Origin of the sequence: Halorubrum lacusprofundi ATCC 49239 (genome assembly GCF_000022205.1) — an archaeon.
Classification (GTDB): domain Archaea; phylum Halobacteriota; class Halobacteria; order Halobacteriales; family Haloferacaceae; genus Halorubrum; species Halorubrum lacusprofundi.
In genome coordinates this window covers 848,572-872,986 of record NC_012029.1, presented here as the reverse complement: position 1 = coordinate 872,986, position 24,415 = coordinate 848,572, and the positions used below count along the sequence as shown (strand labels likewise).

24 protein-coding genes are annotated in these 24,415 nt (G+C 68.1%); 17 read left to right on the top strand and 7 right to left on the bottom strand.

Annotation, left to right across the window (positions count from 1 at the left end; all coding sequences use genetic code 11):
- Window positions 1-59: 59 nt before the first annotated feature.
- A complete protein-coding gene (locus HLAC_RS04355) occupies window positions 60-1,217 on the top strand; it encodes a PGF-CTERM-anchored ABC transporter substrate-binding protein (RefSeq protein WP_015909629.1) in 1,158 nt (385 codons plus the stop codon).
- Window positions 1,218-1,270: 53 nt separating this feature from the next.
- Here the strand turns inward: HLAC_RS04355 and HLAC_RS04350 are convergent, their stop codons facing one another.
- Window positions 1,271-2,005, bottom strand: coding sequence for an MBL fold metallo-hydrolase (locus HLAC_RS04350; RefSeq protein WP_015909628.1), 735 nt, complete (start codon window positions 2,003-2,005; stop codon window positions 1,271-1,273).
- A gap of 49 nt (window positions 2,006-2,054) precedes the next feature.
- Window positions 2,055-3,839, bottom strand: coding sequence for an ATP-dependent DNA ligase LigA (gene ligA / locus HLAC_RS04345; protein WP_015909627.1), 1,785 nt, complete (start codon window positions 3,837-3,839; stop codon window positions 2,055-2,057).
- A 162-nt stretch (window positions 3,840-4,001) separates the two neighbouring features.
- Between ligA and HLAC_RS04340 the strand changes: the two genes are divergently transcribed.
- The 10 genes from HLAC_RS04340 to HLAC_RS04295 all read left to right on the top strand — a co-directional run bounded on the left by HLAC_RS04340 (window position 4,002) and on the right by HLAC_RS04295 (window position 15,282).
- Window positions 4,002-5,561: a glutamate-cysteine ligase family protein gene (locus HLAC_RS04340; RefSeq protein ID WP_015909626.1), complete on the top strand. Its 1,560-nt coding sequence runs from the start codon at window positions 4,002-4,004 to the stop codon at window positions 5,559-5,561.
- Window positions 5,562-5,845: 284 nt separating this feature from the next.
- Window positions 5,846-7,030 carry a LeuA family protein gene (locus tag HLAC_RS04335; protein ID WP_170933350.1) on the top strand — a complete coding sequence of 395 codons (1,185 nt, stop codon included), beginning with the start codon at window positions 5,846-5,848 and terminating at the stop codon, window positions 7,028-7,030.
- Between the two features lie 367 nt (window positions 7,031-7,397).
- Complete coding sequence (gene ilvB / locus HLAC_RS04330) at window positions 7,398-9,224, top strand: biosynthetic-type acetolactate synthase large subunit (RefSeq protein ID WP_015909624.1); 1,827 nt, start codon at window positions 7,398-7,400, stop codon at window positions 9,222-9,224.
- Window positions 9,221-9,940 (top strand): acetolactate synthase small subunit, encoded by a 720-nt coding sequence (ilvN, locus tag HLAC_RS04325; protein ID WP_015909623.1) that lies wholly within the window; start codon window positions 9,221-9,223, stop codon window positions 9,938-9,940. Before ilvB ends, ilvN begins: the two co-directional genes overlap by 4 nt.
- Before the next feature lie 22 nt (window positions 9,941-9,962).
- Window positions 9,963-11,018, top strand: coding sequence for a ketol-acid reductoisomerase (gene ilvC / locus HLAC_RS04320; RefSeq protein ID WP_015909622.1), 1,056 nt, complete (start codon window positions 9,963-9,965; stop codon window positions 11,016-11,018).
- A 70-nt stretch (window positions 11,019-11,088) separates the two neighbouring features.
- Window positions 11,089-12,510, top strand: a complete 1,422-nt coding sequence (gene leuC / locus HLAC_RS04315; protein WP_015909621.1) for a 3-isopropylmalate dehydratase large subunit — start codon at window positions 11,089-11,091, stop codon at window positions 12,508-12,510.
- Entirely contained in the window at window positions 12,507-13,160 is a 654-nt protein-coding gene (gene leuD, locus HLAC_RS04310) for a 3-isopropylmalate dehydratase small subunit (protein ID WP_015909620.1), read from the top strand. The genes leuC and leuD overlap by 4 nt, the downstream gene beginning before the upstream one ends.
- On the top strand, window positions 13,157-14,155 hold the full coding sequence (locus HLAC_RS04305; RefSeq protein ID WP_015909619.1) for an isocitrate/isopropylmalate family dehydrogenase: 999 nt from the start codon (window positions 13,157-13,159) through the stop codon (window positions 14,153-14,155). The genes leuD and HLAC_RS04305 overlap by 4 nt, the downstream gene beginning before the upstream one ends.
- A gap of 115 nt (window positions 14,156-14,270) precedes the next feature.
- On the top strand, window positions 14,271-14,645 hold the full coding sequence (locus HLAC_RS04300) for a DUF555 domain-containing protein (RefSeq protein WP_015909618.1): 375 nt from the start codon (window positions 14,271-14,273) through the stop codon (window positions 14,643-14,645).
- A gap of 97 nt (window positions 14,646-14,742) precedes the next feature.
- Window positions 14,743-15,282 (top strand): CBS domain-containing protein, encoded by a 540-nt coding sequence (locus HLAC_RS04295; RefSeq protein ID WP_015909617.1) that lies wholly within the window; start codon window positions 14,743-14,745, stop codon window positions 15,280-15,282.
- Between the two features lie 60 nt (window positions 15,283-15,342).
- Here HLAC_RS04295 and HLAC_RS04290 read toward each other — a convergent pair whose 3' ends face one another.
- Both HLAC_RS04290 and HLAC_RS18705 read right to left on the bottom strand, forming a co-directional pair.
- The gene (locus HLAC_RS04290; RefSeq protein ID WP_015909616.1) at window positions 15,343-15,540 is read right to left on the bottom strand and encodes a hypothetical protein; all 198 of its coding nucleotides are present in this window, start codon (window positions 15,538-15,540) and stop codon (window positions 15,343-15,345) included.
- On the bottom strand, window positions 15,537-15,707 hold the full coding sequence (locus tag HLAC_RS18705) for a hypothetical protein (protein WP_015909615.1): 171 nt from the start codon (window positions 15,705-15,707) through the stop codon (window positions 15,537-15,539). The genes HLAC_RS04290 and HLAC_RS18705 overlap by 4 nt, the downstream gene beginning before the upstream one ends.
- Before the next feature lie 175 nt (window positions 15,708-15,882).
- Between HLAC_RS18705 and HLAC_RS04285 the strand changes: the two genes are divergently transcribed.
- The 3 genes from HLAC_RS04285 (at window position 15,883) to HLAC_RS04275 (ending at window position 18,349) form a co-directional block, all read left to right on the top strand.
- On the top strand, window positions 15,883-16,188 hold the full coding sequence (locus HLAC_RS04285) for a DUF8134 family protein (protein ID WP_015909614.1): 306 nt from the start codon (window positions 15,883-15,885) through the stop codon (window positions 16,186-16,188).
- A gap of 92 nt (window positions 16,189-16,280) precedes the next feature.
- Window positions 16,281-18,050: a nitrite/sulfite reductase gene (locus HLAC_RS04280; protein WP_015909613.1), complete on the top strand. Its 1,770-nt coding sequence runs from the start codon at window positions 16,281-16,283 to the stop codon at window positions 18,048-18,050.
- Between the two features lie 2 nt (window positions 18,051-18,052).
- The gene (locus tag HLAC_RS04275; RefSeq protein ID WP_015909612.1) at window positions 18,053-18,349 is read left to right on the top strand and encodes a DUF6360 family protein; all 297 of its coding nucleotides are present in this window, start codon (window positions 18,053-18,055) and stop codon (window positions 18,347-18,349) included.
- A 499-nt stretch (window positions 18,350-18,848) separates the two neighbouring features.
- On the opposite strand, the gene purM is transcribed toward HLAC_RS04275, so the two are convergent.
- From purM to HLAC_RS04260, 3 genes are all read right to left on the bottom strand, one after another.
- On the bottom strand, window positions 18,849-19,880 hold the full coding sequence (gene purM / locus HLAC_RS04270) for a phosphoribosylformylglycinamidine cyclo-ligase (RefSeq protein ID WP_015909611.1): 1,032 nt from the start codon (window positions 19,878-19,880) through the stop codon (window positions 18,849-18,851).
- Between the two features lie 98 nt (window positions 19,881-19,978).
- A complete protein-coding gene (locus HLAC_RS04265; protein WP_015909610.1) occupies window positions 19,979-20,647 on the bottom strand; it encodes a zinc metalloprotease in 669 nt (222 codons plus the stop codon).
- 49 nt (window positions 20,648-20,696) lie between these two features.
- On the bottom strand, window positions 20,697-22,508 hold the full coding sequence (locus tag HLAC_RS04260; RefSeq protein ID WP_015909609.1) for a TraB/GumN family protein: 1,812 nt from the start codon (window positions 22,506-22,508) through the stop codon (window positions 20,697-20,699).
- A gap of 108 nt (window positions 22,509-22,616) precedes the next feature.
- Here HLAC_RS04260 and HLAC_RS04255 point away from each other — a divergent pair, with 108 nt between their 5' ends.
- From HLAC_RS04255 to HLAC_RS04245, 3 genes are all read left to right on the top strand, one after another.
- The gene (locus tag HLAC_RS04255; RefSeq protein ID WP_015909608.1) at window positions 22,617-23,321 is read left to right on the top strand and encodes an ArsR/SmtB family transcription factor; all 705 of its coding nucleotides are present in this window, start codon (window positions 22,617-22,619) and stop codon (window positions 23,319-23,321) included.
- A gap of 88 nt (window positions 23,322-23,409) precedes the next feature.
- Window positions 23,410-23,862, top strand: a complete 453-nt coding sequence (locus HLAC_RS04250) for a bifunctional nuclease family protein (RefSeq protein WP_015909607.1) — start codon at window positions 23,410-23,412, stop codon at window positions 23,860-23,862.
- A 56-nt stretch (window positions 23,863-23,918) separates the two neighbouring features.
- The gene (locus HLAC_RS04245; protein WP_015909606.1) at window positions 23,919-24,401 is read left to right on the top strand and encodes an acyl-CoA thioesterase; all 483 of its coding nucleotides are present in this window, start codon (window positions 23,919-23,921) and stop codon (window positions 24,399-24,401) included.
- Window positions 24,402-24,415 lie beyond the last annotated feature (14 nt).

The window sequence follows — 24,415 nt, the reverse complement described above, 5'->3', positions numbered from 1 at the left end:
TTCTCCAACAAAACTTGTAGTAGGTAAATACTTATTGGACGAGCGTCGTCGTCGATGCGATGCGAAACAGGTACGTCATCGCGATGGCCTTGCTCGTGACGACCGCCCTCGTGGGCGGCGTCGCGGGCCCGGCCGCAGGCGCACAGCCGACGATGGAGTCGTCGACGATTGAGAACCCGACCGGCGGTCCGAGCGTCCACCAGACGGACGACGCGTGTGGATTCCCGGTCGAAATGACCGACGCCACGGGAACGACGATCACACTTGACGAGCGGCCCGAGCGGATCACGACGATCAATCCGTCGGCCGCCCAGACACTCTGGGAGATCGGCGCGAGAGACCGGGTCGTCGGTGTGACGCAGTACGCCGCGTACCTCGACGGCGCAGGCGAGAAGACGGACGTCTCCGCCGAGGGGTTCGGCGTCAGTGTCGAGCGCGTCGTGGACACCGATCCGGATCTCGTGCTCGCACCGAACGCGTCGGCGGGACAGGTCGAGGCGCTCCGCGAACAGGGCCTCACCGTCTACCACTTCCCTGCGGCGACCTCGGTCGAAGACATCGCTGAAAAGACGGAGATCACCGGCCGTCTCGTCGGTAACTGCGAGGCCGCCGCCGAAACGAACGAGGAAATGAATCAGGCCGTCACGGATGCCGAGAACCGCACCGCCGACCTCGACCGACCCGCTGCCCTGTACCCGCTCGGTGACGGGTTCGTCGCGGGCGGGAACACGTTCATTAACGAGATCATGCAGATCGGCGGGACCGACAACGTCGCGGCCGCGGAAGGCGACGGCTACCCCCAGCTCTCGAACGAGATCATCCTCCAGACCGATCCCAAGTTGATCCTCGTCACCGACCCCGAGGCGTCAATCCTCGACGAGGAGCCGTACGCCAGTACGACCGCCGGGGTCGAGGGCAACTACGTCGTGATGAACGTGAACTACCTCAACCAGCCGGCGCCGCGCAGTGTGATCGAGTCGACGGAGACGCTCGCGACCGCGGTCGAGGAGCTGCAGACGGAAGATGAAGAGGCGGCCGACGGTGAGGACACGACGGACGGCGAGAACGGGACGAACGACGGCGAGAACGGGACGAGCGACGGTGAAGACGGAACGAGCGACGGCGAAGACGGCTCGGAGAGCCAAGCGCCCGGATTCGGCGTCGTCACCGCCCTAATCGCGGCACTCGCGGCGGCGCTGATCGCGCGACGACAGTAGACGAGCTGTACCCCCTGCGAGGGTCGTCGCCGACACGGTCTCCTCTCGCGGCGCTACTGATTCGCCGAGCGCGCGTCGAGCGCGACCGGGATCGAGCGGGCGGCCACGTCGCCCGCGAACGCCTCGCCGTCGGCTTCCAACTGCTCAAAGGTGTCGTAGTGGATCGGGACGACGAGGTCGGGGTCCATCGCCTCGGCCAGTTCTGCGGCGGCGTGGCGGTCAGAAACAAGCCCACCGCCGCCGATGTTCGCGAGGAAGATCGACACGTCGAGCTCCGCGAACCCGTCGAACGCGTCGGAGTCACCGGGCCAGAAGACGGTGCGGTCGCCGAGCCCGAGCAGGAATCCGCAGCCGAACCCCGGCGGGTGGATCACCGAGCCGTCCGGCCCGGCGTTGGGCCCCTCGGGGTCGTTGTACGCGGCGACCGACCAGACGGCGACCTCGCCGGCCGGGGTCGCCACGTCGACGCGCGCCTCGTCGTCAACTCGGATCACGTCGTAGTCGTCGGCGAGCGAGTCGATCGACTCCACGTCGCGGTCGATCCCCGCGGAGTCGACCGCGTCGTAGATCACGAGCGTCGCATCCTCGCGCGCGACCGATCGGATGCCGTCGGGGTCGTAGTGATGGTCGTGGGTGACGACGACGATGTCGCCGTCCCGCGCCCAGTAGTCGTCGAGGACGCCGTATCGACCCGGGTCAGTGTAGGCGACGGGGCCGCCCTCGGGCTCCAGTCGCGCCGTCGCGTAGCCGAGCCACTCCACCGAAAAGTCATCGTATCGAACCGTCATGCACAGATATTCGGCCGCGATATTCTTGAGGGTGGCTATCGGCTCTGTGTCACTTCTCATCCCCGGCGAGGCGCACGACGCGCTCCAATGAGTCGGCGTCATCGACCGACTTGTCGTCGCGCACGCCGACGAACCGCGGGAATCGAAGGGCGTAGCCCGACGAGTAGGTCGGCGAGGTCTGGATCTCCTCGTACCCGACTTCGAGGACGACCTCAGGGCGGATTTCGATCTCGGTTCCGTCCTCACTCACCACGTGGGGCTCCAGCCGCTCGGTGAGGTCGGCGAGCTCCTCGTCGGTGAGTCCGGTCGCGACCTTGCCGATTGTGGCGAGTTCGTCGTCTCCCGCCCGCACGCCGAGCAGGAACGTCCCGAACAGCTCCGCTCGGCGCCCCTCGCCCCACTCCGCGCCGACCACGACCGCGTCGAGCGTCTCCACGTCGGGCTTGCGCTTCAGCCAGTCGCGACCGCGGTTACCCGGAGTGTACGCCGCCTCGGGATTCTTCAGCATCACGCCCTCGTGGCCCGCGCCGAGCGCGGCCGCCTCCGCCGCCTCGATCGCCGCCGGATCGCCCGCGAATTCGACGCTCGCGGCCGCGTCGGACAGAACCTCGGCGAGTCGGTCGTGGCGGGCGCGGAACGGTTCGTCGAGCAGGTCCTCGCCGTCCGCGTGGAGGCAGTCGAACGCGTGGAGCCGGAGCCCGACCTCCTCCCGCATCCGGTCAACGTCGTGTTTTCGCCGGAAGCGTCGCAGCACCTCTTGAAACGGGAGGGGATCGCCGTCGTCGTCGACCGCCACAACTTCCCCGTCGAGGATGACAGGGACCGAGACGCGCGCTTCGACGTACTCGACGACCTCCGGGAGGGCGTCGGTCACGTCGTCCATGTTCCGCGAGTAGATCCGCGGGCCGAGTTCGGTGCCGCCAGCAGCGTCGTCGCCCTCGGCGGCCGACTCGGGCACGTAGTGGACCTGCACCCGCGCACCGTCGAACTTGGTCTCGACGGCGACCTCGCCGAACGCCTCGACCGCGTCGGTCGCCGTCCCGGCCTGCGCGAGCATCGCCTGTACCGGTCGGCCGACCGCCAGCCCCTCAGCGCGCAGCCCGTTGAGCCCCTCATCGCGGGCGAGGACCGCGACGCGGCCGTAGTCGTTGGTCACCTGAAGCGCGCGCTCGACGGCTACGACCGCCTCGTCGCCGGCGCGGAGAATCGGATCGTCGTCGGTGTCGCTCTCGTCACGTTCGTCGCCTTCCGGGTTCCCCGCGAGAAACGCCTCTGCGATCGCGTCACGGACGGCCCCCTCGCCGACGCCGAGCCGCATCTCGCCGAGCACGAGCCGGGCGATAACCTTCGCCTCGGCAGGCTCACACCGGTTGAACAGCCCGAACAGGGCGTCGCGCTTGTGGGACTCGCTACCGTCGCCGGCGGCGGCCGCCAACCTGCGTAGCTCCGCATCGACCGCGGCGACGGTGAGCCGGTCCCGCCCCTCGCCGAAGGCGGCGAGCCCTCGCTGGCCGCCGAACTCGAAGCCTGCTGCGACCGCACCGATCTCGCCTTCCTCGGCCAGTCGGTCCTCCACGTCGTCGGCGGTCACGTTCGGCCCGGCGGCGCGGGCGATCGCCTCGCGACAGAGGGCCGGTCCCACGTCAAGCGTCCGGGTGTCGTGGGCCGGGAAGACGCGGCCGAGCAGGAACCGGGTGACCGTCGCGAGATCGTCGTCGTTTTCGTCGGTTCCCCCGGCGGCCCCGAGTAGGTCGGTGACGAGGCGAGTCGTTCCGATGTCGGCGGGCTCGGCCGCCAGCTCCTCCGCCCGGTCGGCGAACGCTGCGAACTCCATGCGCGGAATCGGCGATCGCTCGGCAAAAGCGCCCCGATACGGGTCGATCTCGGCGCAGATGCATCGCGATCGTCCGCGTAGTCCTCCACGCCGCGTGCCGATCGCTTCCACGCCGCCGATCGGGCGCAGACCTTTTTACCGGCCGGAGTCGTCGACCGTCCCATGAGCACCGAGTCCGTCCTCGCCGACGGGGTCCGTGAGGCGCTCGCGGTCGACCCCGAAGAGTTCGACGCTCGCGCCGAGGAGGAGGCGGAGATCGTCAAACAGGGGCTCCGCGACGGCGCCTTCGACAACCACCAGTCGATCGTGGGCTTCGAGTACGAGTTCTACGCGGTCGCCGACGGGCGGTGGAGCGAGGAGTCACGAGCGGGCGAGTACGCCCTGATGCGGGTCCCCCGCCGTCTGCTGGAGCTGATGGGGTTCGAGAAGGAGCTCGGGCTCCACAACGCCGAGATGTCGACGAGCCCGCAACCGCTCTCTGATCACGGCCTCCGGGCGCAGCTCGCAGAGGTCCGTGCGCGACTGGAGGCCGCGGAGAACACCGCTGGCGTCGAGGGAATGCGGCTCGTCTCGGACGCCCTCTGGACCATCCCGCCGACTGGTGAGACGGCCCGCGGGTACCTCACGGACAGCGTCGACGTCGACGGGGTCACCGTCGCCGTCAACATGAGCGACGCGGTCCGGTACCACGCGATGGCGAACACGGGCGGCGACGAGCACCGCGGGACGGTTGTCAAGGCGCCCGGGGTGTCGCTTGCAGCGGATACGGTGATGCCCGAAAGTCTCATCACCTCGATCCAGCCGCACTACCAGGTTGCGCAGGCCGACACCCTGCCGCAGCACTTCCGCTACGCCCTCCGGATCGCCGGCCCCCTCCTCGCGCTCGGCGTCAACTCCCCCTTCTTCCCGCCAGACTTGTACGACGAGGGATGGGACGGCGAACGGGTCCTCGCGGAGGGCGCGACGGAGAATCGGATCCACGTGTTCGAGTCCGTTCTCAACGCGCGGACCGACGAGGGCAAGGTCCGATTTCCGCGGGAGTTCCACGACATCGAGACCGCGGTCGACCGGATCGTCGCCGACGAGACGCTGATCCCGATGCCGGAGCCTGAGGGGACCGACCGCTTCGACGACGAGTTCGCGACGTTCCGGACGAAACACGGCAGCTACTGGCGGTGGGTTCGTCCCGTCTTCGAGGGCGCGAGCCGGTCGAGCGCCAACGCCCGGATCGAGTTTCGCCCGATTCCGGGGCAACCGACCGTCCGCGACTCGATCGCCTTCCAGGCGGCGTTTGCGGGGCTGATGCAGGCACTCCCACAGCAGGAACACCCCGTCATCGGGCTCGACTGGGAGACCGCCCGCGACAACTTCTACGCCGCGGTCGCCGGCGGGCTCGACGCGGAGATCGAGTGGGTCGGGCTCGACGGCGAGCGCACCACTGACACCGACGCGCTGTACGCCGATCTCCTCGACCACGCCGAAGCGGGCCTCCGGACCGCGGGCTGTCCCGACGAGGAGGCCGCCGCGTGGCTCGCCCCGCTCCGGTGGCGGGTAGCGAATCGGACGACGCCGGCGAGTTGGAAGCGGGACCGCGTCCGCGAGCGCCTCGGCGCCGGCGACGACTTCGAGACCGCCGTCTACGACACCCAACGCGAGTACATCGACCGACAGGCGGAGACGCTGATCGAGGGCGGTTTCTCTGCGTGGGCAAACAGCAACTGAGGCACGGGCCGACCGCGCGCCGGCTTCGAACGGAACGAAACGAACGTCGATTCGCCTTATGAACCCGGTTCCGAAACCACATCACCCCGATCGTCTGGGTGTGTGTATAATGTATATAAGGCCATATGATCACGTTGCTGTCTTGCGGTTTTTGAGATCGCTGCTCGACCACGAGGTCTCCCCAAACGGGTCGTTTTTGTGATCGGCACAAGCGTTAAGTTCTCGACCGTGCTTCTGTGAGTCGATGACAGACATCACGGAGGCTTCGTCGGACACCCCGGCGGATCGAGTTCTTCCAGGGCACGATAGCTTCTAACATCGATATCGGTCCTGTACGGATCTTCGACACGACGTTACGAGACGGTGAACAGTCACCGCGCACGTCGTTCAGCTACGACGAGAAACGCCGCATAGCGGCGACGCTGGACGACATGAACACCCACGTCATCGAGGCGGGGTTCCCGGTGAACTCGGACGCGGAGTTCGAGGCCGTGAGCGACATCGCCGCCGCGACGAACACTACCGTCTGCGGGCTGGCGCGGGTCGTCGAGGGCGACATCGACGCCGCCATCGACTCCGGCGTCGAGATGGTCCACGTGTTCGTCTCCACCAGCGACGTACAGCTGGAGGATTCGATGCACGCGACCCGGCAAGAGGCGAAACAGCGCGCCGTCGCCGCCGTCGAGCAGGTGAAAGATGCCGGCGTCGAGTGCATGTTCTCGCCGATGGACGCGACGCGGACCGACCCCGACTACCTGCGAGAGATCGTCGAGGCGGTCAGTGACGCGGGCACGGACTGGATCAACATCCCGGACACGTGCGGCGTCGCGATGCCGACCAGCTTCGGGAAGACGGTGAAGGCGGTCGTCAATGCGACCGACGCCCGCGTCGACGTGCACACCCACGACGACTTCGGGATGGCCGCGGCGAACGCGGTCATGGGCTTCGAGAACGGCGCGGAGCAGGCGCAGGTGTCGGTCAACGGGATCGGCGAGCGCGCCGGCAACGCCGCCTACGAGGAGGTCGTGATGGCGGTCGAATCGGTGTACGGCGTCGACACCGGCATCGACACGACTCAGATCACCAAGCTGGCCCGGATCGTCGAGGAGGCCTCGGACATCCCGGTGCCGGCGAACAAGCCCGTCACCGGGCGAAACGCGTTCGCCCACGAGTCGGGCATCCACGCCGCCGGCGTCATCGAGAACGCCGACACGTTCGAGACCGGCGTGATGACTCCCGAGATGGTCGGGGCCGAACGCGAGTTCGTCCTCGGGAAACACACCGGCACCCACAGCGTGCGCAAGCACCTGGTGGAGGCCGGCTTCGACCCGACGGACAGCGAGGTCCGGCGGATCACCAAGCGCGTCAAGGAGTACGGCTCCGGCAAGCGTCAGGTGACTGCCGGCGATGTCGAGCGGTTCGCCGAGGAGGCAGACATCGACCGCGAGGAGGAGGAGGTCCGGATCTGATGGCCGCTTCCCTGAAGGGGGAGCCCGCCGAGCGACCGCCGTCGGACGCGGCGCCAGGGGGCGATCACCCTGCCCGATCCGCCGTCCGGAACCGGTCCGCGGGTCCCGCTCCCCGACAGGGATTTATACCCCGGCCGCATTGGTGGAGCCGAGATGCGACGGCACACCACGATTCCGACGACCGCCGCTGTCGCCGGAGCCGTCGCGCCGATCATTGTAGGGGTATAATCCCCTACACCACCCCTTCCTCACCGACGCCACGCATCGATGAACGCCGACGGGCGAGCCGTTCCTCGTCCAGCGACCCGGCGTTCGGACCGACCGAATCTCACACCCGCGAGATGCACCACCGAACACCACCACGACAATGAGCGACACAGCAGCACAGCCACGAGAGGACGACGCAGAGGAGCCGAAAGATCCGCCGGACGCGGACGAGTCGGTCGCGGCCGAGACCGACGATCCGAGCGACACCGACGGTCCCGTGACGGGACCGGTGTCGACCGGTGCCGAGTCGGTCGTCGCCGCGCTGGAGGCCGCCGGCGCGGAGACCGCCTTCGGCGTGCAGGGCGGCGCGATCATGCCCGTCTACGACGCGCTGTACGACTCCTCGATCCGCCACGTGACGATGGCCCACGAGCAGGGCGCCGCCCACGCCGCCGACGCCTACGGCGTCGTGGCCGGCGAACCGGGACTCTGTCTGGCGACCTCGGGACCGGGCGCGACGAACCTCGTCACCGGCATCGCCGACGCCGACATGGACTCCGACGCGATGCTCGCGTTGACCGGGCAGGTGCCCACCGAGTTCGTCGGCAACGACGCGTTCCAAGAGACCGACACGGTCGGCGTCACCCGTCCGATCACGAAGCACAACTACTTCGCAAACGGCGCGGACACCGTCGGCGACACCGTCGGCGAGGCGTTCGAGCTGTCGCGCGCGGGCCGTCCCGGGCCGACGCTCGTTGACCTGCCGAAGGACGTGACGCAGGCCGAGACGGAGGAGACGCCCGGGCCGGCGGCGCCCCCGGCCGGAACCGACCCCGACCCGAACGCCGACGCCGATGCGGTCGAGGACGCCGCCCGCGCGATCGAGGCGGCCGAACGACCCGTGTGTCTGTTCGGCGGCGGCGTGATCAAGGCCGACGCGAGCGACGCCGCGCGCACCTTCGCACGGTCGTACGGCATCCCCGTGACGACGACGATGCCCGGCATCGGCTCGTTCCCCGAGGACGACGACCTCTGTCTCTCGTGGGGCGGGATGCACGGCACCGGCTACGCCAACATGGCGATCACCCACACCGACTGCCTGATCGCGGTCGGCACCCGGTTCGACGACCGGCTGACGGGCGGGATCGACACGTTCGCCCCGGAGGCCGAGGTCGTCCACATCGACATCGACCCGGCCGAGATTTCGAAGAACGTCTACGCCGACTACCCGCTGATCGGCGACGCTGAGCGCATCCTCGAGCAGCTGACCGCGGCGGTGCGCGAGGCGCCCGACGCTGAGGCGTGGCGCGACCGGTGCGCCGAGTGGAAGGAGACGTACCCGCTCACGTACGCGACCCCGGAAGACGAGCCGCTGAAGCCGCAGTTCGTCGTCGAGGCATTCGACGAGGCGACCGACTACGACACCATCGTGACGACCGGCGTCGGCCAACACCAGATGTGGGCCTCCCAGTTCTGGACGTACACGGAGCCCCGGACGTGGATCTCCTCTCACGGGCTCGGGACGATGGGCTACGGCGTGCCCGCCGCGGTCGGCGCGCGCGTCGCGGCCGACACGATGGGTGAGCAGGACCGCGAGGTGGTGTGTTTCGACGGCGACGGTTCCTTCCTAATGACGATGCAGGAGCTATCGGTGGCGGTCCGCGAGGACCTCGATATCACGATCGCGGTGCTCAACAACGAGTACATCGGGATGGTGCGCCAGTGGCAGGACGCCTTCTACGAAGGGCGTCACATGGCCTCCGACTACACGTGGATGCCCGAGTTCGACAAGCTCGCCGAGGCGTTCGGCGCGCTCGGACTCCGCGTCGACGACTACGACGAGGTCGCGCCCGCGGTCGAGGAGGCGCTCGACTACGACGGACCGGCCGTGATCGACTTCCACGTCGATCCCGAGGAGAACGTCCTGCCGATGGTGCCGAGCGGCGGTGCGAACGGTAAGTTCGCCACCGCGGAGGACCAGCTATGAGCGGCGACTCCCCCGACTCCCGGCCCGCGACCGATGGCGGCTCCCCCGCGTCCGGCGGCGTGCCCGAGGCCGACTCGCGACCCATGCCGAGCGAACAGCCCGGCCCCGAGGAGCGCAACTATCCCACGGGACGCCGGAACCTCGAAGGGATCCGCATCGACCCGGTCGTCGAGGCGGAACACGAGTCTCGCCGCGCAGTCATCTCGGCGTTGGTGGAAGATGAGCCGGGCGTGCTCGCGCGCGTCTCCGGTCTCGTCTCCCGCCGACAGTTCAACATCGAGAGCCTCACTGTCGGCCCGACGACCGTGGAGGGTCACTCGCGGATCACCATGGTCGTCGAGGAGACGGACCCCGGCATCGACCAGATCGAAAAGCAGATGGCGAAGCTAAAGCCGGTCATCTCGGTCGGCGAGGTCTCCGGCGACGCGGTCACCTCGGAGCTCGTCCTGCTCAAGGTGCAGGCGGACGACCCTGCAGCGGTCCACGCGGTCTCGGAGATGTACGACGGCCGGACGGTCGACGCCGGTCCGGAGACGATCACCGTCGAGCTTACCGGCGACAACGCCAGCATCGACAACGCGATCGGCGCGTTCGAGCGGTTCGGCATCGTCGAGATCGCGCGCACCGGGCCGACCGCCCTCGCGCGCGGCAACACGCCGACGGCGCCCGGAGAGAAACCCGGAACGGCCGGCGAACCGACGACTCACGACGACTGACACGCGAATTCACACGATACACATGACCGAAGACGACACACAGACGTTCAACTCGACAGTATACTACGACGAAGACGCCGACGGCGAAGCGATCGCCCACAAGACCGTGGCCGTGCTCGGCTACGGCTCGCAGGGCCACGCGCACGCGCAGAACCTCAACGACAGCGGGGTCGACGTGGTCGTCGGCCTCCGCGAGGACAGCTCCTCGTGGGACGCCGCCGAGAGCGACGGGCTCCGCGTAGAGGTCCCCGCGGACGCGGTCGCCGAGGCCGACATCGTCAGCGTGCTCGTGCCCGACACGGTCCAGCCGGACGTGTACGAGAACGCCATCGAGCCGAACCTGGACGCGGGCGACACGCTCCAGTTCGCGCACGGGTTCAACATCCACTACAACCAGATCCAGCCGCCCGAGGACGTCGACGTGACGATGGTCGCACCGAAGTCGCCGGGCCACCTCGTCCGCCGCAACTACGAGAACGACGAGGGGACGCCCGGCCTGCTGGCGGTGTATCAGGACGCGACCGGCGACGCCCACGACGAGGGACTCGCGTACGCGGCCGCGATCGGCTGTACCCGCGCCGGCGTCGTCGAGACGTCGTTCCGCGAGGAGACCGAGACCGACCTGTTCGGCGAGCAGGCCGTCCTCTGTGGCGGCGTCACCTCCCTCGTGAAGCAGGGGTACGAGACGCTCGTCGACGCCGGCTACTCCCCGGAGATGGCGTACTTCGAGTGTCTCAACGAGCTGAAGCTCATCGTCGACCTGATGTACGAAGACGGGCTCGGCGGCATGTGGGACTCGGTCTCCGATACCGCGGAGTACGGCGGGCTCACGCAGGGCGACGTGGTCGTCGACGAGCACGCTCGCGAGAACATGGAAGAAGTACTGGAGAAGGTCCAGAACGGGCAGTTCGCCCGCGAATGGATTGCGGAGAACCAGGCGGGACGGCCCTCCTACACCCAGCTCCGGGCCGCGGAGAAGAACCACGAGATCGAGGCCGTCGGCGAGGAACTGCGCGGCCTGTTCGCGTGGCAAGATGAAGAAGACGACGAGGAGGAATCGGCCGAGGTGACCGCCTGATGGGCGGACGCGGCGACGCGAACCGGATCTGCGAGACCACGCGACCCACGCGCTGCGCAGGTGATCCCCGATGAGCGAGGGGACCCTGTACGACAAGGTGTGGGACCGGCACACGGTGACGAAGCTGCCCACCGGACAGGACCAGCTGTTCGTCGGGCTCCACCTCGTTCACGAGGTCACCAGCCCGCAGGCGTTCGGCATGCTGAAAGAGCGCGACCAAGAGGTGGCGTTCCCGGAGCGCACGCACGCGACCGTCGACCACATTGTGCCGACTGGGAACCGCGATCGGCCCTACCGCGACGAGGCCGCCGAGAACATGATGGCGGAGCTGGAGGCGAACGTCCGCGGCTCGGGCATCGACTTTTCCGATCCGGACTCCGGCAACCAGGGGATCGTCCACGTTATCGGGCCGGAGCAGGGGCTCACCCAGCCGGGAATGACGATCGTCTGTGGCGACTCGCACACGTCGACGCACGGCGCGTTCGGCGCGCTGGCGTTCGGCATCGGCACCTCGCAGATCCGCGACGTGCTCGCGACGGGCTGTATCGCCATGGAGAAACAGCAGGTCCGCAAGATCGAGGTCACGGGCGAGCTCGGCGAGGGCGTCACCGCGAAGGACGTCATCCTGACGATCATCGGGAAGCTCGGGACCGACGGCGGCGTCGGCTACGTCTACGAGTACGCCGGCGAGGCCATCGAGGACCTCGGGATGGAAGGGCGGATGTCCATCTGTAACATGTCGATCGAAGGCGGCGCCCGCGCGGGATACGTCAACCCCGACGAGACCACCTACGAGTGGCTCGCGGAGACGGACGCCTTCGCCGACGACCCCGAGAAGTTCGAGCGGCTGAAACCCTACTGGGAGTCGATCCGGAGCGACGCCGACGCCGAGTACGACGACGTGGTCACCATCGACGGCTCGGCGATCGAACCGACCGTCACGTGGGGGACCACGCCCGGTCAGACCGCGGGCATCACCGAGCCGATCCCGGATCCCGACGACCTGCCCGAGGAGGACCGCGACACCGCGAAGCGGGCACAGAAACACATGCGCGTCGAGCCCGGCGACACGATGGAGGGGTACGACATCGACGTGGCGTTCCTCGGCTCGTGTACTAACGCGCGGCTGAAGGACCTCCGCGAGGCCGCGGCGTTCGTCGAGGGTCGCGAGGTCGACGACGACGTGCGCGCGATGGTCGTCCCCGGTAGCCAGCGCGTCCGCGACGCCGCCGAGGCCGAAGGGATAGACGAGATATTCATCGAGGCCGGCTTCGACTGGCGCGAGCCCGGCTGTTCGATGTGTCTCGGCATGAACGACGACCAGCTGGTGGGCGACGAGGCGAGCGCCTCCTCGTCGAACCGGAACTTCGTCGGCCGACAGGGCTCGAAGGACGGGCGCACCGTGCTGATGAGTCCGATCATGGTCGCGGCCGCGGCGGTGACCGGCGAGGTCACCGACGTCCGCGAGATGGAGGAGGTGGCGACCGTATGAGCTCGCCCGAGTTCAGCGAGGGCGAGGCGCCGGCCGAGAAGGTCACCGAGGTCTCCGGCACCGGCATCCCGGTCCGAGGCAACGACATCGACACCGACCAGATCATCCCGGCGCGGTTCATGAAGGTAGTTACCTTCGACGGACTGGGCCAGTTCTCCTTCTTCGACCAGCGGTTCGACGACGACAACGAGAAGGACCACCCGTTCAATGAGGAGCAGTACCAGGGCGCGAACGTCCTAGTTGTCAACGCCAACTTCGGCTGTGGCTCGTCGCGTGAGCACGCCCCGCAGGCGCTGATGCGCTGGGGGATCGACGCGGTCGTCGGCGAGTCGTTCGCGGAGATCTTCGCGGGTAACTGCCTCGCGCTCGGTATTCCGACGGTCACGGCAGACCAAGAGGACATCGAGGCGCTGCAGGACTTCGTCGAGGCCAACCCGAACGCCGAGGTCGACATCGACGTGGCCGCCGAGACGATCACCTACGGCGACACCGTCGTCGATGCGACGGTCCACGACGCCCAGCGGAAGGCGCTCGTCGAGGGCGTCTGGGACACCACGGCGCTGATGGGTGCGAACGAGGAGGCGGTCCGCGAGACCGCTCGGTCGCTGCCGTACGTTCCGGCCGAGGACATTCCGGGGGACGAGGCGTGAGCCACGACATCGTCGTCATCGAGGGCGACGGGATCGGCCGAGAGGTCGTTCCGGCCGCCGTCGACGTGCTGGAGGCGCTCCCCGTCGACTTCGAGTTCGTCGAGGCCGAGGCGGGCGACGCGGTGAAAGAGCGGACGGGAGAAGCGCTCCCAGCGGAGACGTACGAACGCGCGGCCGAAGCGGACGCGACGCTGTTCGGCGCGGCCGGCGAGACGGCCGCCGACGTCATCCTCCCGCTACGCGAGGCGGTCGACTCGTTCGTCAACATCCGGCCGGCGAAGGCGTATCCCGGCGTCGACGCGCTCCAGCCGGAGACTGACGTGGTCTTCCTCCGCGAGAACACCGAGGGCGTCTACTCGGGCCACGAGAACCGGCTCAGCGACGACCTTTCGACGCTGACGCGGGTCGTCACCTCGTCGGCCTCGCGAGAGCTGGCGGAGTTCGCCTGCGAGTTCGTCGACGACGGGAGAGGACCGGCCGGCGACCCCGACGAGGGGTTCACCGTCGCGCACAAGGCGAACGTGATGCGCGAGACGGACGGCCGGTTCCGCGAGGAGGTGCTCGCGGTCGCCGACGAACGCGACGTCGACGCCGACGAGGAGCTGATGGACGCGTTCGCGACGAAGCTCCCGCTTGACCCGACTCAGTACGGTGTGATCGTCTGTCCGAACCTCGCAGGCGACGTGCTCTCCGATCTGGCAGCGGGACTCGTCGGCGGGCTCGGCCTCCTCCCGTCCGCGAACGTCGGCCACGACAACGCGTTGTTCGAGCCGGTTCACGGCACGGCGCCCGACATCGCGGGCGAGGGAATCGCGAACCCGACGGCCGCGATCCTGTCGGCCGCCATGCTGCTGGAGTACCTCGGACACGTCGAGGAGGGCCAGCGAGTCCGGGACGCCGTGGAGGGCGTCCTCTCCGACGGCCCGCGGACCGGCGATCTCGGCGGCGACGCCACGACTGACGAGGTCACCGCGGCGATCCTCGACCGGCTGTAGGCGGCGAGCGCCGCCTCCGGTACCCGTCGACCACCTAACTCTTCGCCGTGCGAACGAGACTCGTGACCACAGGCAAACCACAAGAAAGGAAACCCTGCGGCCCGTCGACTCAGGTATGAGCAACTACGAAGTCGCGATGGAAGCAGCCTGGTTGGTCCGTGACGTCAAGGAGACCGACGACGCCATCGGCGTCGCGGTCAGCGAAGCCGGCAAGCGACTCAACGAGACGGACAAGCAGTACGTCGAGGTCGAGCCCGGCGTCACCGGCTGTCCGGCCTGCGGCGAGCCGTTCGACGCCGCGTTCCTCGCCGCGAACACCGCCTTGGTCGGACTCCTCTTGGAGATCGACATCTTCAACGCCGACAGCGAGGAGCACGCCGAGCGGATCGCGAAGAGCGAGGTCGGCGGTGCCCTCCGCGACGTTCCGCTTGAGATCATCGAAGTCATCGAAACCGACGGGGACGAGGACGGCGACCGCGACGACGAGTAGGATTTCGCGAGCGGTGCGACGACGCGACCGATTCGACCGTCGTTGCGATATCGGTCGCCGCCGAAACCTTTTCTAATAACCCCTAGTTATTTAGCGTATGGAACTCCCGACGCCACAGGACCTCCGCGAGCGGCGGACGACGCTGGAGCTGACCCAGAGCGATTTGGCGGACGCCGCCGATGTCTCGCAGCCCCTCATCGCGCGGATCGAGGGCGGCGACGTCGATCCGCGACTCTCGACGCTTCGGCGTATCGTCAACGCGCTCCAAGAGGCGGAAGGGAAAGTCGTTCGCGCGAGCGACCTGATGAACGAGACGGTGATAAGCGTCGCGCCCGACGACGCGGTGCACGGGGCGGTCGAGCTGATGGAAGAGGAGGCGTACTCGCAGCTCCCGGTGCTCCAGAACGGCGTGCCTGTCGGCTCGATCAGTCAGAGCGACGTGGTCCACGCCGGCGAGAACGTGGGCGACCATCCGGTCAGCGATGTGATGAGCGAGTCGTTCCCCACGGTCGCGCCCGGCGCGACGGTCGACGAGGTTCGGAACTTACTCGACCACTACAAGGCGGTGATGGTGACCGACGGCGGTGAGACGGTCGGAATCATCACCGAGGCCGACATCGCTGCGCACCTGTCGTAAGGGGGATTAGGGGCGTCCCGCGGTGTTCGCGGGGGCAGAACACGCTGCAATCGAGAGGTGTCACTCTTCTCGCCGCTCCGAGAGCCGTTCCCAAATCTCCGTACAGCCGGCGCCGTCCTCGATGTCGTTGAGGTGGCCCGTACCGTCGTCGGGGTCGGTGTCCGTCTCTCCCTCCGCGTCCACGTCGTCCCCCCGCCGATCGGCCTCGACGCCTTCTCGTTCGTCGTCGGTCGCTTGGGGATCGGCGTGTTCGGTCATCGTCCCTCCGGGGTGTCGTCGAAGAGCTCAGGCGCCACGTCCGCGGACGCGTGCTGTCGGTACTCGCCGTCGTCGACCGCGTCGACGGGTCGATCGCCGGTGGAGTCGGGAACCGAATCGGTCATCACGCCGAGGTAGGGGTACGCGAGCCATAAGTACCGGTACACATGTAAATCGAACCACTACTCTCGGATACCGGATTTCACGTCCGGTAGTTCGGACGGCATCTGTGGGTGGTTCCACCGCGCAGTGCAACGATTTTCCGATCTTGGGGGCGTCATCGAAACTGTCGCCGATTGCGAACACCGTCACGCATTGGGCCGTTGCGGGCCAATTGGGGGTGTGACCACTCGTTTGCGCGTCCTCGACGACGGGGCGTGGATCTCCGTCAACGACAGCCGGGAAGTGCGTGTCAGCGAACTGTGGCGGCTCGACGCGCCGGATCTGTGTGAGTGCGCGCTCACCGATCTGGTCGTGGAGAACTTCCAGTCGGTCGGCGTCGACGGCTCGACCGTGAAGGCGCGGGTCTACGGTCAGTGTATCGCGTGCGGGGCAACGGGAACGACCGGATGGGTCCCGATCGGGCGGGTACGAGGGGGCGAGTTCGCCGAACTCGACCGCTCCGCGGTCCGCCGCGTGCGACGCTGAGGAAAGCGGCAACAAATGCCCCATCGGTGCAGCACCGGGGAAGGTTGACACCACGCTGTCAGCTATGAGGGAGTCTGGTGTAGGGGCTCTCGATGCCAACGGACGTCGAGAACTGGAAATCGGAGGCGTACGGGCGAGAGGTCCGCGACCGCTTGTTCGAGTTCGCCGAGGAGGGGTACGACTCGATCCCGGACGACGAGCGGGACGCGTGGTTCGAGCGGTTCAAATGGTGGGGCCTGTACCACCAGCGGAACGGACAGGAGGGGTACTTTATGATGCGGATCGGGACCCCGAACGGCGTGCTCGAACCGGGACAGCTCCGAACTATCGGCGAGATCGCCGACGAGTACGCTCGCGGTCCCGGGACGAACCCGATCTTCGGCGACGCGTACGCCGACTTCACCACTCGACAGTCGATCCAGCTCCACTGGATCGAACTCTCGGACGTGCCGGCGATCTTCGAGAAGCTCGCCGCGAACGGCCTCTCGACGCAGCAGGCGTGTGGCGACTCGTGGCGGAACATCGTCGGGAACCCGGTCGCCGGCAAGGACGGACAGGAGGTCGTCGAGGCGTGGCCGGTGATCCGCGACCTTAACCAGACGTTCAAGGGAAACGACGACCACGCGAACCTCCCCCGGAAGTGGAAAGTGTCCGTGACCGGGTCCGCGGACGGCTCCGGGCAGGGCGACATCAACGACCTCGCGTTCGAGCCCGCGTACAAGTCGATCGACGGAGACGGAGAGGGCGACGAGAGCGAGGACGCAGTCGGCTTCAACGTCCGCGTCGGCGGCGGGCTCGCGCGCAACGAGCCGCGGCTCGCCCGCGACATCGACGTCTGGGTGCCACCGGAGCAAGTATCAGATGTCGCCGGCGGGCTCTCCGCGCTGTTCCGCGACTACGGCGACCGCGAGGACCGGTACAACGCGCGGGTGAAGTTCCTCGTCGACGAGTGGGGCGCAGACAAAGTTCGCGAGACGCTTCAGGAGGAGTACGTCGACTTCGAGCTCGAACCCGCCGGGCGCGACGTTCGCGAGGAGTACACCTACAACGCCGGCGAGGGCGAGCGCAACGACCTGATCGGCGTCCACGACCAGAATGACGGCCGGAACTTCGTCGGGCTGAACGTGCTCGTCGGACGGATGGGTGCTGACGACGTGCTCAACCTCGCCGACCTCGCCGAGGAGTACGGCTCCGGCGAGGTCCGGCTCTCGCAGCGCCAGAACGTCATCGTCACCGACGTGCCGGACGACGCCCTTGACGACTTCCGCGACGAGCCGCTGCTCGACCACTACTCGCCCGACCCCTCCCCGTTCATGCGCGGCTCGGTCGCGTGTACCGGTACGGAGTTCTGCTCGCTGTCGATCGTCGAGACGAAGAACCGGCAGGTCCGGTTCGCCCGCTGGCTGAAGGTCAACGTCGACCTCCCCGCCGACGTCGACGAGTTCCACATCCACCTCTCGGGGTGTACCGCGTCGTGCGCGCAGCCGCAGATCGCCGACGTGAGCCTGCGCGGGATGAAGACCCGCAAGGACGGGGACCCGGTGGAGGCGCTCGACGTGGGCCTCGGCGGCGGGCTCGGCGAGAACCCGCAGTTCGCCCGGTGGGTCACCCAGCGCGTGCCCGTCGACGAGGTTCCGGGCGCGATCGCGAACCTGATCGATAGCTTCGCGGCCGAGCGCGACGAGGGCGAGTCGTTCCGGGCGTTCGTCGCCCGTCACGACGACGACGAGCTAGACGCCTTCGTCGAGCCCGAGGAGACCGACTACGAGGACCCGATGATGCACAACACGAAGCGCACCTGGTACCCGTACGCCGAGAACGATACGATGGAGGACGCGCCGCCGACGCCGGCGGACGACTGACGATGTCCGATCGCCTGCTCCGCGTGAACGCCTACACGACGCTCGACCTCGTGGAGGGCCGCGCCCGCGGGCACGAGTTCGAGGCCGACGCGCCCGGCGTCGTGAACGTCACGGCTCCCCGGGAGGACCCCGAACACGTCACGCTGGAAGTCGAACTCGATAACACGGCGATCGACGACCTCCCCGCCCACGCCGACGAGGTCGACCTCTCGCCCGCGCAGGCACGGACGCTCGCCGAGGCGCTGGAGTCGACGGCGGACCGCGTCGACGCCGCGCAAAACGGCGACAGCTCCTTATAAATGAACGGTGCGGTGGCGTGCGCCTGCGAGCGCCCGTTAGGGCGCAAGCAGCCCGCACGAGGGAGTCGCTGGCGCCGACGGCGCCAGCGACAGGGCGAGAGCGAATCTCTCGCTTGCAACCGGCGCTACGCGCCGGTGACGAGGCTGGGGAGGCGTGAGGCTGCAGCTGCGGGGCGGGGCGGGGCGGGACTCAAAGGGGCAGTCGCGAGGACGAAGCACGCTGCAGCAAGCACTGCAAGGAGCGAACAAAGTGAGCGACTGAAGCGCGCAGCAAAGCGCGCGAGTCGTCGCGGCTGGGGGCTTTGGAGGTGTTCACCGTCGATCCGCTGTTAACTACTTATAAATGACCGAATGAGAATTCGAAACAGTTCACCGCGCCAGCAACGATTTATTAGCGAACGCTTAGAACCGCTCCAGAGGAGGTTCCCACGCCAACGCCCATTTATAAGCGATCGGCTACAGTGCCGACAGGAACCGGATTCCCGCTGACAACAACTACTTATAACTCCAGTCCGCGGATCGCGACGCTCCCCTCATCATCATCGCCCTCCTCTACTCGCCCGATCACACGCCCATCCGTCTCGGCAGCCAGCGATTCGGCCGCGTCGGGGTCGACGGCGGCGACGAAGCCGGTCCCCATGTTGAACGTCCGGTGCATTTCCTCGTCAGAGACGCTCCCCTCCGACTGCACGAACTCGAAGACGGGCTGCGGCTCGAAGGCGTCGTCGACGACGTACCGATTCGCGCCGAGCCGCGTCAGGTTGGTCCAGCCGCCGCCGGTAACGTGAGCCGCGCCGCGCACGCCGTGGTCGCGCATCGGGTCGAGCAGATCGGTGTAGATCCGGGTCGGCTCTAACAGCGCCTCGCCGACCGTCTCGTACCCGTCGAACGGACACGGGTCGGTGTACGCGTGCTCGCGGGTCGCGGCCTCCCGGGCGAGCGTGAGCCCGTTCGAGTGGATCCCGGAGGAACGCCAGCCGACGAGTGCGTCGCCCGGCTCCGCCGCGCCGTCGAAGACGGCCTCCTTCGCGGCGAGTCCGGCGCAGGTCCCCGCCAGATCGAGCCCGCGGATCACGTCGGGCATCACCGCGGTCTCGCCGCCGACGAGCTCCATGTCGGCGAGTTCGGCGCCGCGCGCGAGCCCCTCGCCGACCTGCTCGGCGAACCGCTCGTCCGGCTCGTCGACGGCGAGGTAGTCGACGAACGCGACGGGGCGCACCCCGGCGGCAACGAGGTCGTTGACGTTCATCGCGATGCAGTCGATCCCCACCGTCGAGTAGTCGCTAAGCGCCTCGGCGACGAGCAGCTTCGTCCCGACCCCGTCGGTCGCCAGCGCGAGGTAGCGGTCGCCGATGTCGAGCAGGCCGGCGTAGTCGCCCTCCCCCTCGCCGACCGCGCCGATCAGCGCCGCGGTCGCCGCCTCGCTGGCGTCGATGTCGACGCCGGCGTCCGCGTAGGTGAGTTCGTCGTCGCCGTCGATCGTCGGTTCCTCGTCGCCGCCGCCCGTCTCGCCGCCGTCGCCCTCGGTCATGTGTGTCGAGGGACGCCCGCGGAGCAAAAGCGCACCGTTCCCCGCGAACGGGTGGAGGGCGAGGACCGCGGGGCCGGCAGGGGCCGGCGACGCCCGGCTCAGAACGGCCCGCCGAAGCCGAGTCCGCCGACGAACACGAGCCCGATCGTGAGCACGACGGAGAGGACGAAGAAGCCGGCCCACACACCCTTGCTCCAGTCGAGCACGGTCTTCCCGTCGAGGGGGCCGTACGGAATCAGGTTAAACGCCGCGAGGAAGACGTTGATCGCGATCCCGCGGGAACCGATCAGGGTTATCACCGGGCTCCCGACGACGGGACCGAGCAGGAGCGCCGGCAGGAACACGAGCGTGAGGAGGAGGTTGACTACCGGCCCGGCCAGCGCGATGTGGCCGTGTTCGCGGGGCGTCAGCCGGCCGCGGTGGTGGACCGCACCGGGCGCGGCGAAGATGAACCCGAGAAGCGAGCTCATCACGGCCAGAAACAGCATGCTGTTGTCCGCCCGGAACTCGGCGACCTGGTCGTAGTGGACCGCGACGACCTTGTGGGCGATCTCGTGGAGGAGGAACGCGACGCCCGCGGTGAGCAGCCCGACCAGAAGCGGCGGGACGATCCCCGCCGCGAGCAGCCGATCGAAACCGGCGGTGCCGTTCACGAAGAAGAACGTGAACGCGACGCCGAGCGCGAGCCACGCGACCAGCAGGTCGCGGATCTCGGTCCCGCTGAAGTAGAGCCCGGCGATCCGTCGGCCCTGCAGAGTTCCGCTCATGCGTTCACCTCACTAGCGCGCCGAGTTATGCCCACCGCAACGCGTCGGATCATGCGCCACCCGTGACCGCGCTTCGGATCAGTTCCGCGCCGGTGCGTGCGCCCTCGACCATGAGCCGTCCCACCTCGTCGACGCCGCCTACGTCGCCGAACATCGCGGGGATGACGTACACCGCGAACAGGAAGCTCGCGACGATACTGCCGATGTTCGTCATCGCGACGACGACGATGAGCTTGAACAGCGGCACGTCGAGCATCGCGGAGACCAGCTCGGAGGGCGACTGCGTCTCGTCGGAGAGCAGCTCGTTGAGCCGTCCGATATCGCCGACGTTCACCGTGAGATGCCGGAGCTCGACGTAGCCGGTGAACCAGCCGGGCGCGAGCACCGGGTTGATCGAGGTCATCCACGCGACGGCGCCGCCGACGCCGGCCGAAGTCCAGCGTGCGCCGGCGAGTTTCGCGAATGCGAACGCGAACGCGCCGTTGATCAGGAACCACGCGCCGAACAGCCGGAACAGGAACGCGTTCTCCACGCCGGCGAGCGCGAGCAGGACGAAGAAGCCCACGAAGCTGACGGTGATCGCGTAGCCGATCGCCTTCTTCCACGGGAGCCGTCGCCCGCGCTCTTTCCCGACGAGGTCTTCCATCGGCGGGAGCGACGCGGGGTCGGCGAGGTACCCCTCGATCCCCGCGCGGTGACCCGCGCCGACGACGGCGACCACGTTGTGCCCGGCCTCGCGGAGGGCGACGAGCCGGTGGGCGATGAAGGCGTCGCGCTCGTCGATGAGCGCCTCCGCGCCGCCCGGGGAGAACTGCCGGAACTCCTCCATCATCATCGTCACCACGTCGGTGTCGGTCAGGTCCTCCATCCCGAGTTCCTCGATCCCGCCGTGTTCGGGCTCGCTGGTGCCCCGTCCGACGACGGTCATCGCGAGTGACGCGACCACACCGAGGGTTAAGCCGAGCGAGATCCCGAGCCCGAGGCTGCCGATCGCCGTCACGGCGAAGCCGCCGAGATACGTCGCGACGATCCCGTCGAGCGCACCGACCGCGGCGGCGATGATACCGGCCGCGACGCCCAGTGCCGCTGCGGCGTAGAGGCGTCCATCGGGTGAGAGCGCGACCTTCCCGACCTGATCGACGGCGATCGCGACCGCAACCGTGGCGAGCACGCCGCCCGTGACGCTCGTCAACAGGGCGTCAGTGACGCCGACGCTCCCACCGAAGAGCCCGATCACCGGACCAGCGAGAATACCGACGAACAGTCCAACTAACACCCCAACCACGCGGGAGTCGGTGACGCCGAACGCGAGTCCGCCCACCATTCGCAGCTTCTCGGTGAGCGACATCCGGGCCCAGAAGCGCTGTATCGTCGTCTGGATGTCTCGGTCGACCAGCGCCACGTCGATGCCGAGCCCCTCGGCGACGTCGATGGCGGCCCGCATGTCGGCGCCGGGCTCGATGTCGAACCGGTCACCGAGCTGGGTCTGGACGTACGACAGCATCCAGTACGCGAGGAACTGGAAGACGGTGTTTCCCCGCAGCAGGTCGCTCGCGTCGAGATCGTCGGGGCTTTCGCCGTTCATCTGGCGGTATCGCCCCTCGTCGAGCTCGACGGCGACCACGTCGGGTCGCTCGCGCTCGATCGTCTCCTCGACCTCGTCGACCGACTGCTTGGAGACGTGCGCGGTTCCGACGACCGTCACGGAGCCGGACTCGTCGCCGGCGGCGGGCGTTCCGGCTGCACCACTCGCAGGGGAACCCTCGCCATCGATTGGCGCCGAGTCGCTTGCCGTCGGCGCCGGCTCGCTCGCCGTCGGGGGCGGGGACGCGCCGTCGGATCCCCCTGGCGTCTCTGTCATTGCCACGACGTACTCCGTCGCCGCGTTTAGGGTTTGTGAGTCGGTGAGCGCGCGGCACCGCCTCAAGGATCCAACAAATTTGTATTCTCACGGGTCACAGAGACTGGTATGTCGCGGCTGTTGCCCTCCCTCCCCGACGCGACCCCCGAAGATCGAGAGCCGCGGGTGGTCGGCGTCAACGAAGATGACGCAGACGAGCTCATCGCCGCACTCGGCTCCGAGACGGCACGCGAGATTCTCACGCGGCTCCACGACGAGCCGGCGACGAAATCGGAACTCGCTGACGCCGTCGACACCACGCTCCAGAACGTCCAGTATCACCTCTCGAAGCTCAACAGAGCCGACCTCGTCGATGTCGTCGACACGACCTACTCCGAGAAGGGCCGAGAGATGGACGTGTACGCGGCCGCCGACGAGCCACTCGTACTCTTCGCTGGCGGTTCTGAGGAGTCGAACGGGATCAAGTCGGCCCTGATGCGGCTGCTCGGCGGCTACGGGATCATCGGGCTGGCGGCGGTCGCGGCCCAGCGGGTGCTCTCGGTGCCGAGACCGACCGCTCGCGTGTCGAGGAGCACGGGCGGGGGTGCCGGCGGCGACGCGGCGACCGAAGACGCTGCGGACGGGCCTTCCATCGAGACGGTCTCTGAGGCCGACGGCGGCGGCAGCGGCGAGATCGACGGCACCGTCGAGTACGTCGTCGATCCCTTGGCTGACTACGCCGTCTCGCTGCTTGAGCCGGGGGTCGTCTTCTTCGTCGGTGCCGCGCTCGTGTTCACGATCGGCTGGGCGTACTGGTACTGGGGCGGCCGCTGACGGGGCGCGCTGCCGACACACAGTACCGATCGCCTCGGGCTGCGCTCACGTGGGACAGCTATTCATGCCGCCGCCGCCACGATCCGGTATGGAACACGAAGCCGAGGTCGTCGGGGTCGGAGCGGGCTCCGCACCCGGCGGCGACGTGCCGGCGGTCATCCTGTCCGCGCGCGGCGAGTACGTCCCGATCTTCGTCAGCGCCGATCAGGCGCAATCGATCGGGATGGCGCTCGAAGGCGAACCGTTCGACCGGCCGCTGACGCACGACCTCCTCGTCGACATCCTCACCGAGTTCGGCGGTGCGATCGACCGCGTCCGAGTCGACGACCTCCGGGACGGAACCTTCTACGCGAAGGTCGACGCCGAGCGGTACGAGAACGGCGAGCCGGAGCGGTTCGTCTTCGACGCGCGCCCCTCCGACGCGCTCGCGATCGCCGTTCGGATCGACTGTCCGATCATCGTCTCCGACGCGGTGATTGACGAGGCGGGTCGCCCGCAGGACTCGATCCGGTTCGACGACGGTCCCCAAGGCGGCGCCTGACCGCTGCACTCGCCGCCGGTCAGGAGGTTCAAGTCACCCGCCGCCTCACCGACGGCATGGACGAGACGGCGACGGTCGCGGAGTCGTACACCGAGATGACCGAACTGCTGTTGCCGAACGACACGAATAACCTCGGGCGAGCGCTCGGGGGCGCGGTCCTCCACTGGATGGACATCTGCGGCGCCATCGCCGGAATGCGCTTCTCGAACCGGCAGGTCGTCACCGCCTCGATGGATCACGTCGACTTCATCTCTCCCATCGAGATGGGCGAAGTTGCCGTGATCGAGGGGTACGTGTTCAACGTGGGGAACACGAGCGTCGACGTGAAGGTTCACGTCAGCGCTGAGAACCCTAGGACCGACGAGCGCCGCCGGACGACGACCTCCTACTTCACCTTCGTCGCGCTCGACGACGAGGGCACCCCGGCGAGCGTACCGGAGCTGACCACACCGACCGACGCGGAGGAGACGCTGCGCGACGACGCGATCGAGGGGCGGCGCGAACAGCTCCGAAGCGTGGCCGAGCGGTACGATCTGTAGACGACCGGCGGAAT

What these genes read in the sequence shown, in the direction of transcription:
- HLAC_RS04300 (WP_015909618.1), top strand. Translation starts at nt 14,271, where the DNA reads ATGAGCAACTACGAAGTCGCGATGGAAGCAGCCTGGTTGGTCCGTGAC.
- ilvN (WP_015909623.1), top strand. Translation starts at nt 9,221, where the DNA reads ATGAGCGGCGACTCCCCCGACTCCCGGCCCGCGACCGATGGCGGCTCC.
- leuD (WP_015909620.1), top strand. Translation starts at nt 12,507, where the DNA reads ATGAGCTCGCCCGAGTTCAGCGAGGGCGAGGCGCCGGCCGAGAAGGTC.
- HLAC_RS04355 (WP_015909629.1), top strand. Translation starts at nt 60, where the DNA reads ATGCGAAACAGGTACGTCATCGCGATGGCCTTGCTCGTGACGACCGCC.
- HLAC_RS04255 (WP_015909608.1), top strand. Translation starts at nt 22,617, where the DNA reads ATGTCGCGGCTGTTGCCCTCCCTCCCCGACGCGACCCCCGAAGATCGA.
- HLAC_RS04280 (WP_015909613.1), top strand. Translation starts at nt 16,281, where the DNA reads ATGCCAACGGACGTCGAGAACTGGAAATCGGAGGCGTACGGGCGAGAG.
- HLAC_RS04245 (WP_015909606.1), top strand. Translation starts at nt 23,919, where the DNA reads ATGGACGAGACGGCGACGGTCGCGGAGTCGTACACCGAGATGACCGAA.
- purM (WP_015909611.1), bottom strand. Translation starts at nt 19,880, where the DNA reads ATGACCGAGGGCGACGGCGGCGAGACGGGCGGCGGCGACGAGGAACCG.
- HLAC_RS04260 (WP_015909609.1), bottom strand. Translation starts at nt 22,508, where the DNA reads ATGACAGAGACGCCAGGGGGATCCGACGGCGCGTCCCCGCCCCCGACG.
- HLAC_RS04265 (WP_015909610.1), bottom strand. Translation starts at nt 20,647, where the DNA reads ATGAGCGGAACTCTGCAGGGCCGACGGATCGCCGGGCTCTACTTCAGC.
- HLAC_RS04250 (WP_015909607.1), top strand. Translation starts at nt 23,410, where the DNA reads ATGGAACACGAAGCCGAGGTCGTCGGGGTCGGAGCGGGCTCCGCACCC.
- HLAC_RS04275 (WP_015909612.1), top strand. Translation starts at nt 18,053, where the DNA reads ATGTCCGATCGCCTGCTCCGCGTGAACGCCTACACGACGCTCGACCTC.
- leuC (WP_015909621.1), top strand. Translation starts at nt 11,089, where the DNA reads ATGAGCGAGGGGACCCTGTACGACAAGGTGTGGGACCGGCACACGGTG.
- HLAC_RS04290 (WP_015909616.1), bottom strand. Translation starts at nt 15,540, where the DNA reads ATGACCGAACACGCCGATCCCCAAGCGACCGACGACGAACGAGAAGGC.
- ligA (WP_015909627.1), bottom strand. Translation starts at nt 3,839, where the DNA reads ATGGAGTTCGCAGCGTTCGCCGACCGGGCGGAGGAGCTGGCGGCCGAG.
- HLAC_RS04295 (WP_015909617.1), top strand. Translation starts at nt 14,743, where the DNA reads ATGGAACTCCCGACGCCACAGGACCTCCGCGAGCGGCGGACGACGCTG.
- ilvC (WP_015909622.1), top strand. Translation starts at nt 9,963, where the DNA reads ATGACCGAAGACGACACACAGACGTTCAACTCGACAGTATACTACGAC.
- HLAC_RS04350 (WP_015909628.1), bottom strand. Translation starts at nt 2,005, where the DNA reads ATGACGGTTCGATACGATGACTTTTCGGTGGAGTGGCTCGGCTACGCG.
- HLAC_RS04340 (WP_015909626.1), top strand. Translation starts at nt 4,002, where the DNA reads ATGAGCACCGAGTCCGTCCTCGCCGACGGGGTCCGTGAGGCGCTCGCG.
- ilvB (WP_015909624.1), top strand. Translation starts at nt 7,398, where the DNA reads ATGAGCGACACAGCAGCACAGCCACGAGAGGACGACGCAGAGGAGCCG.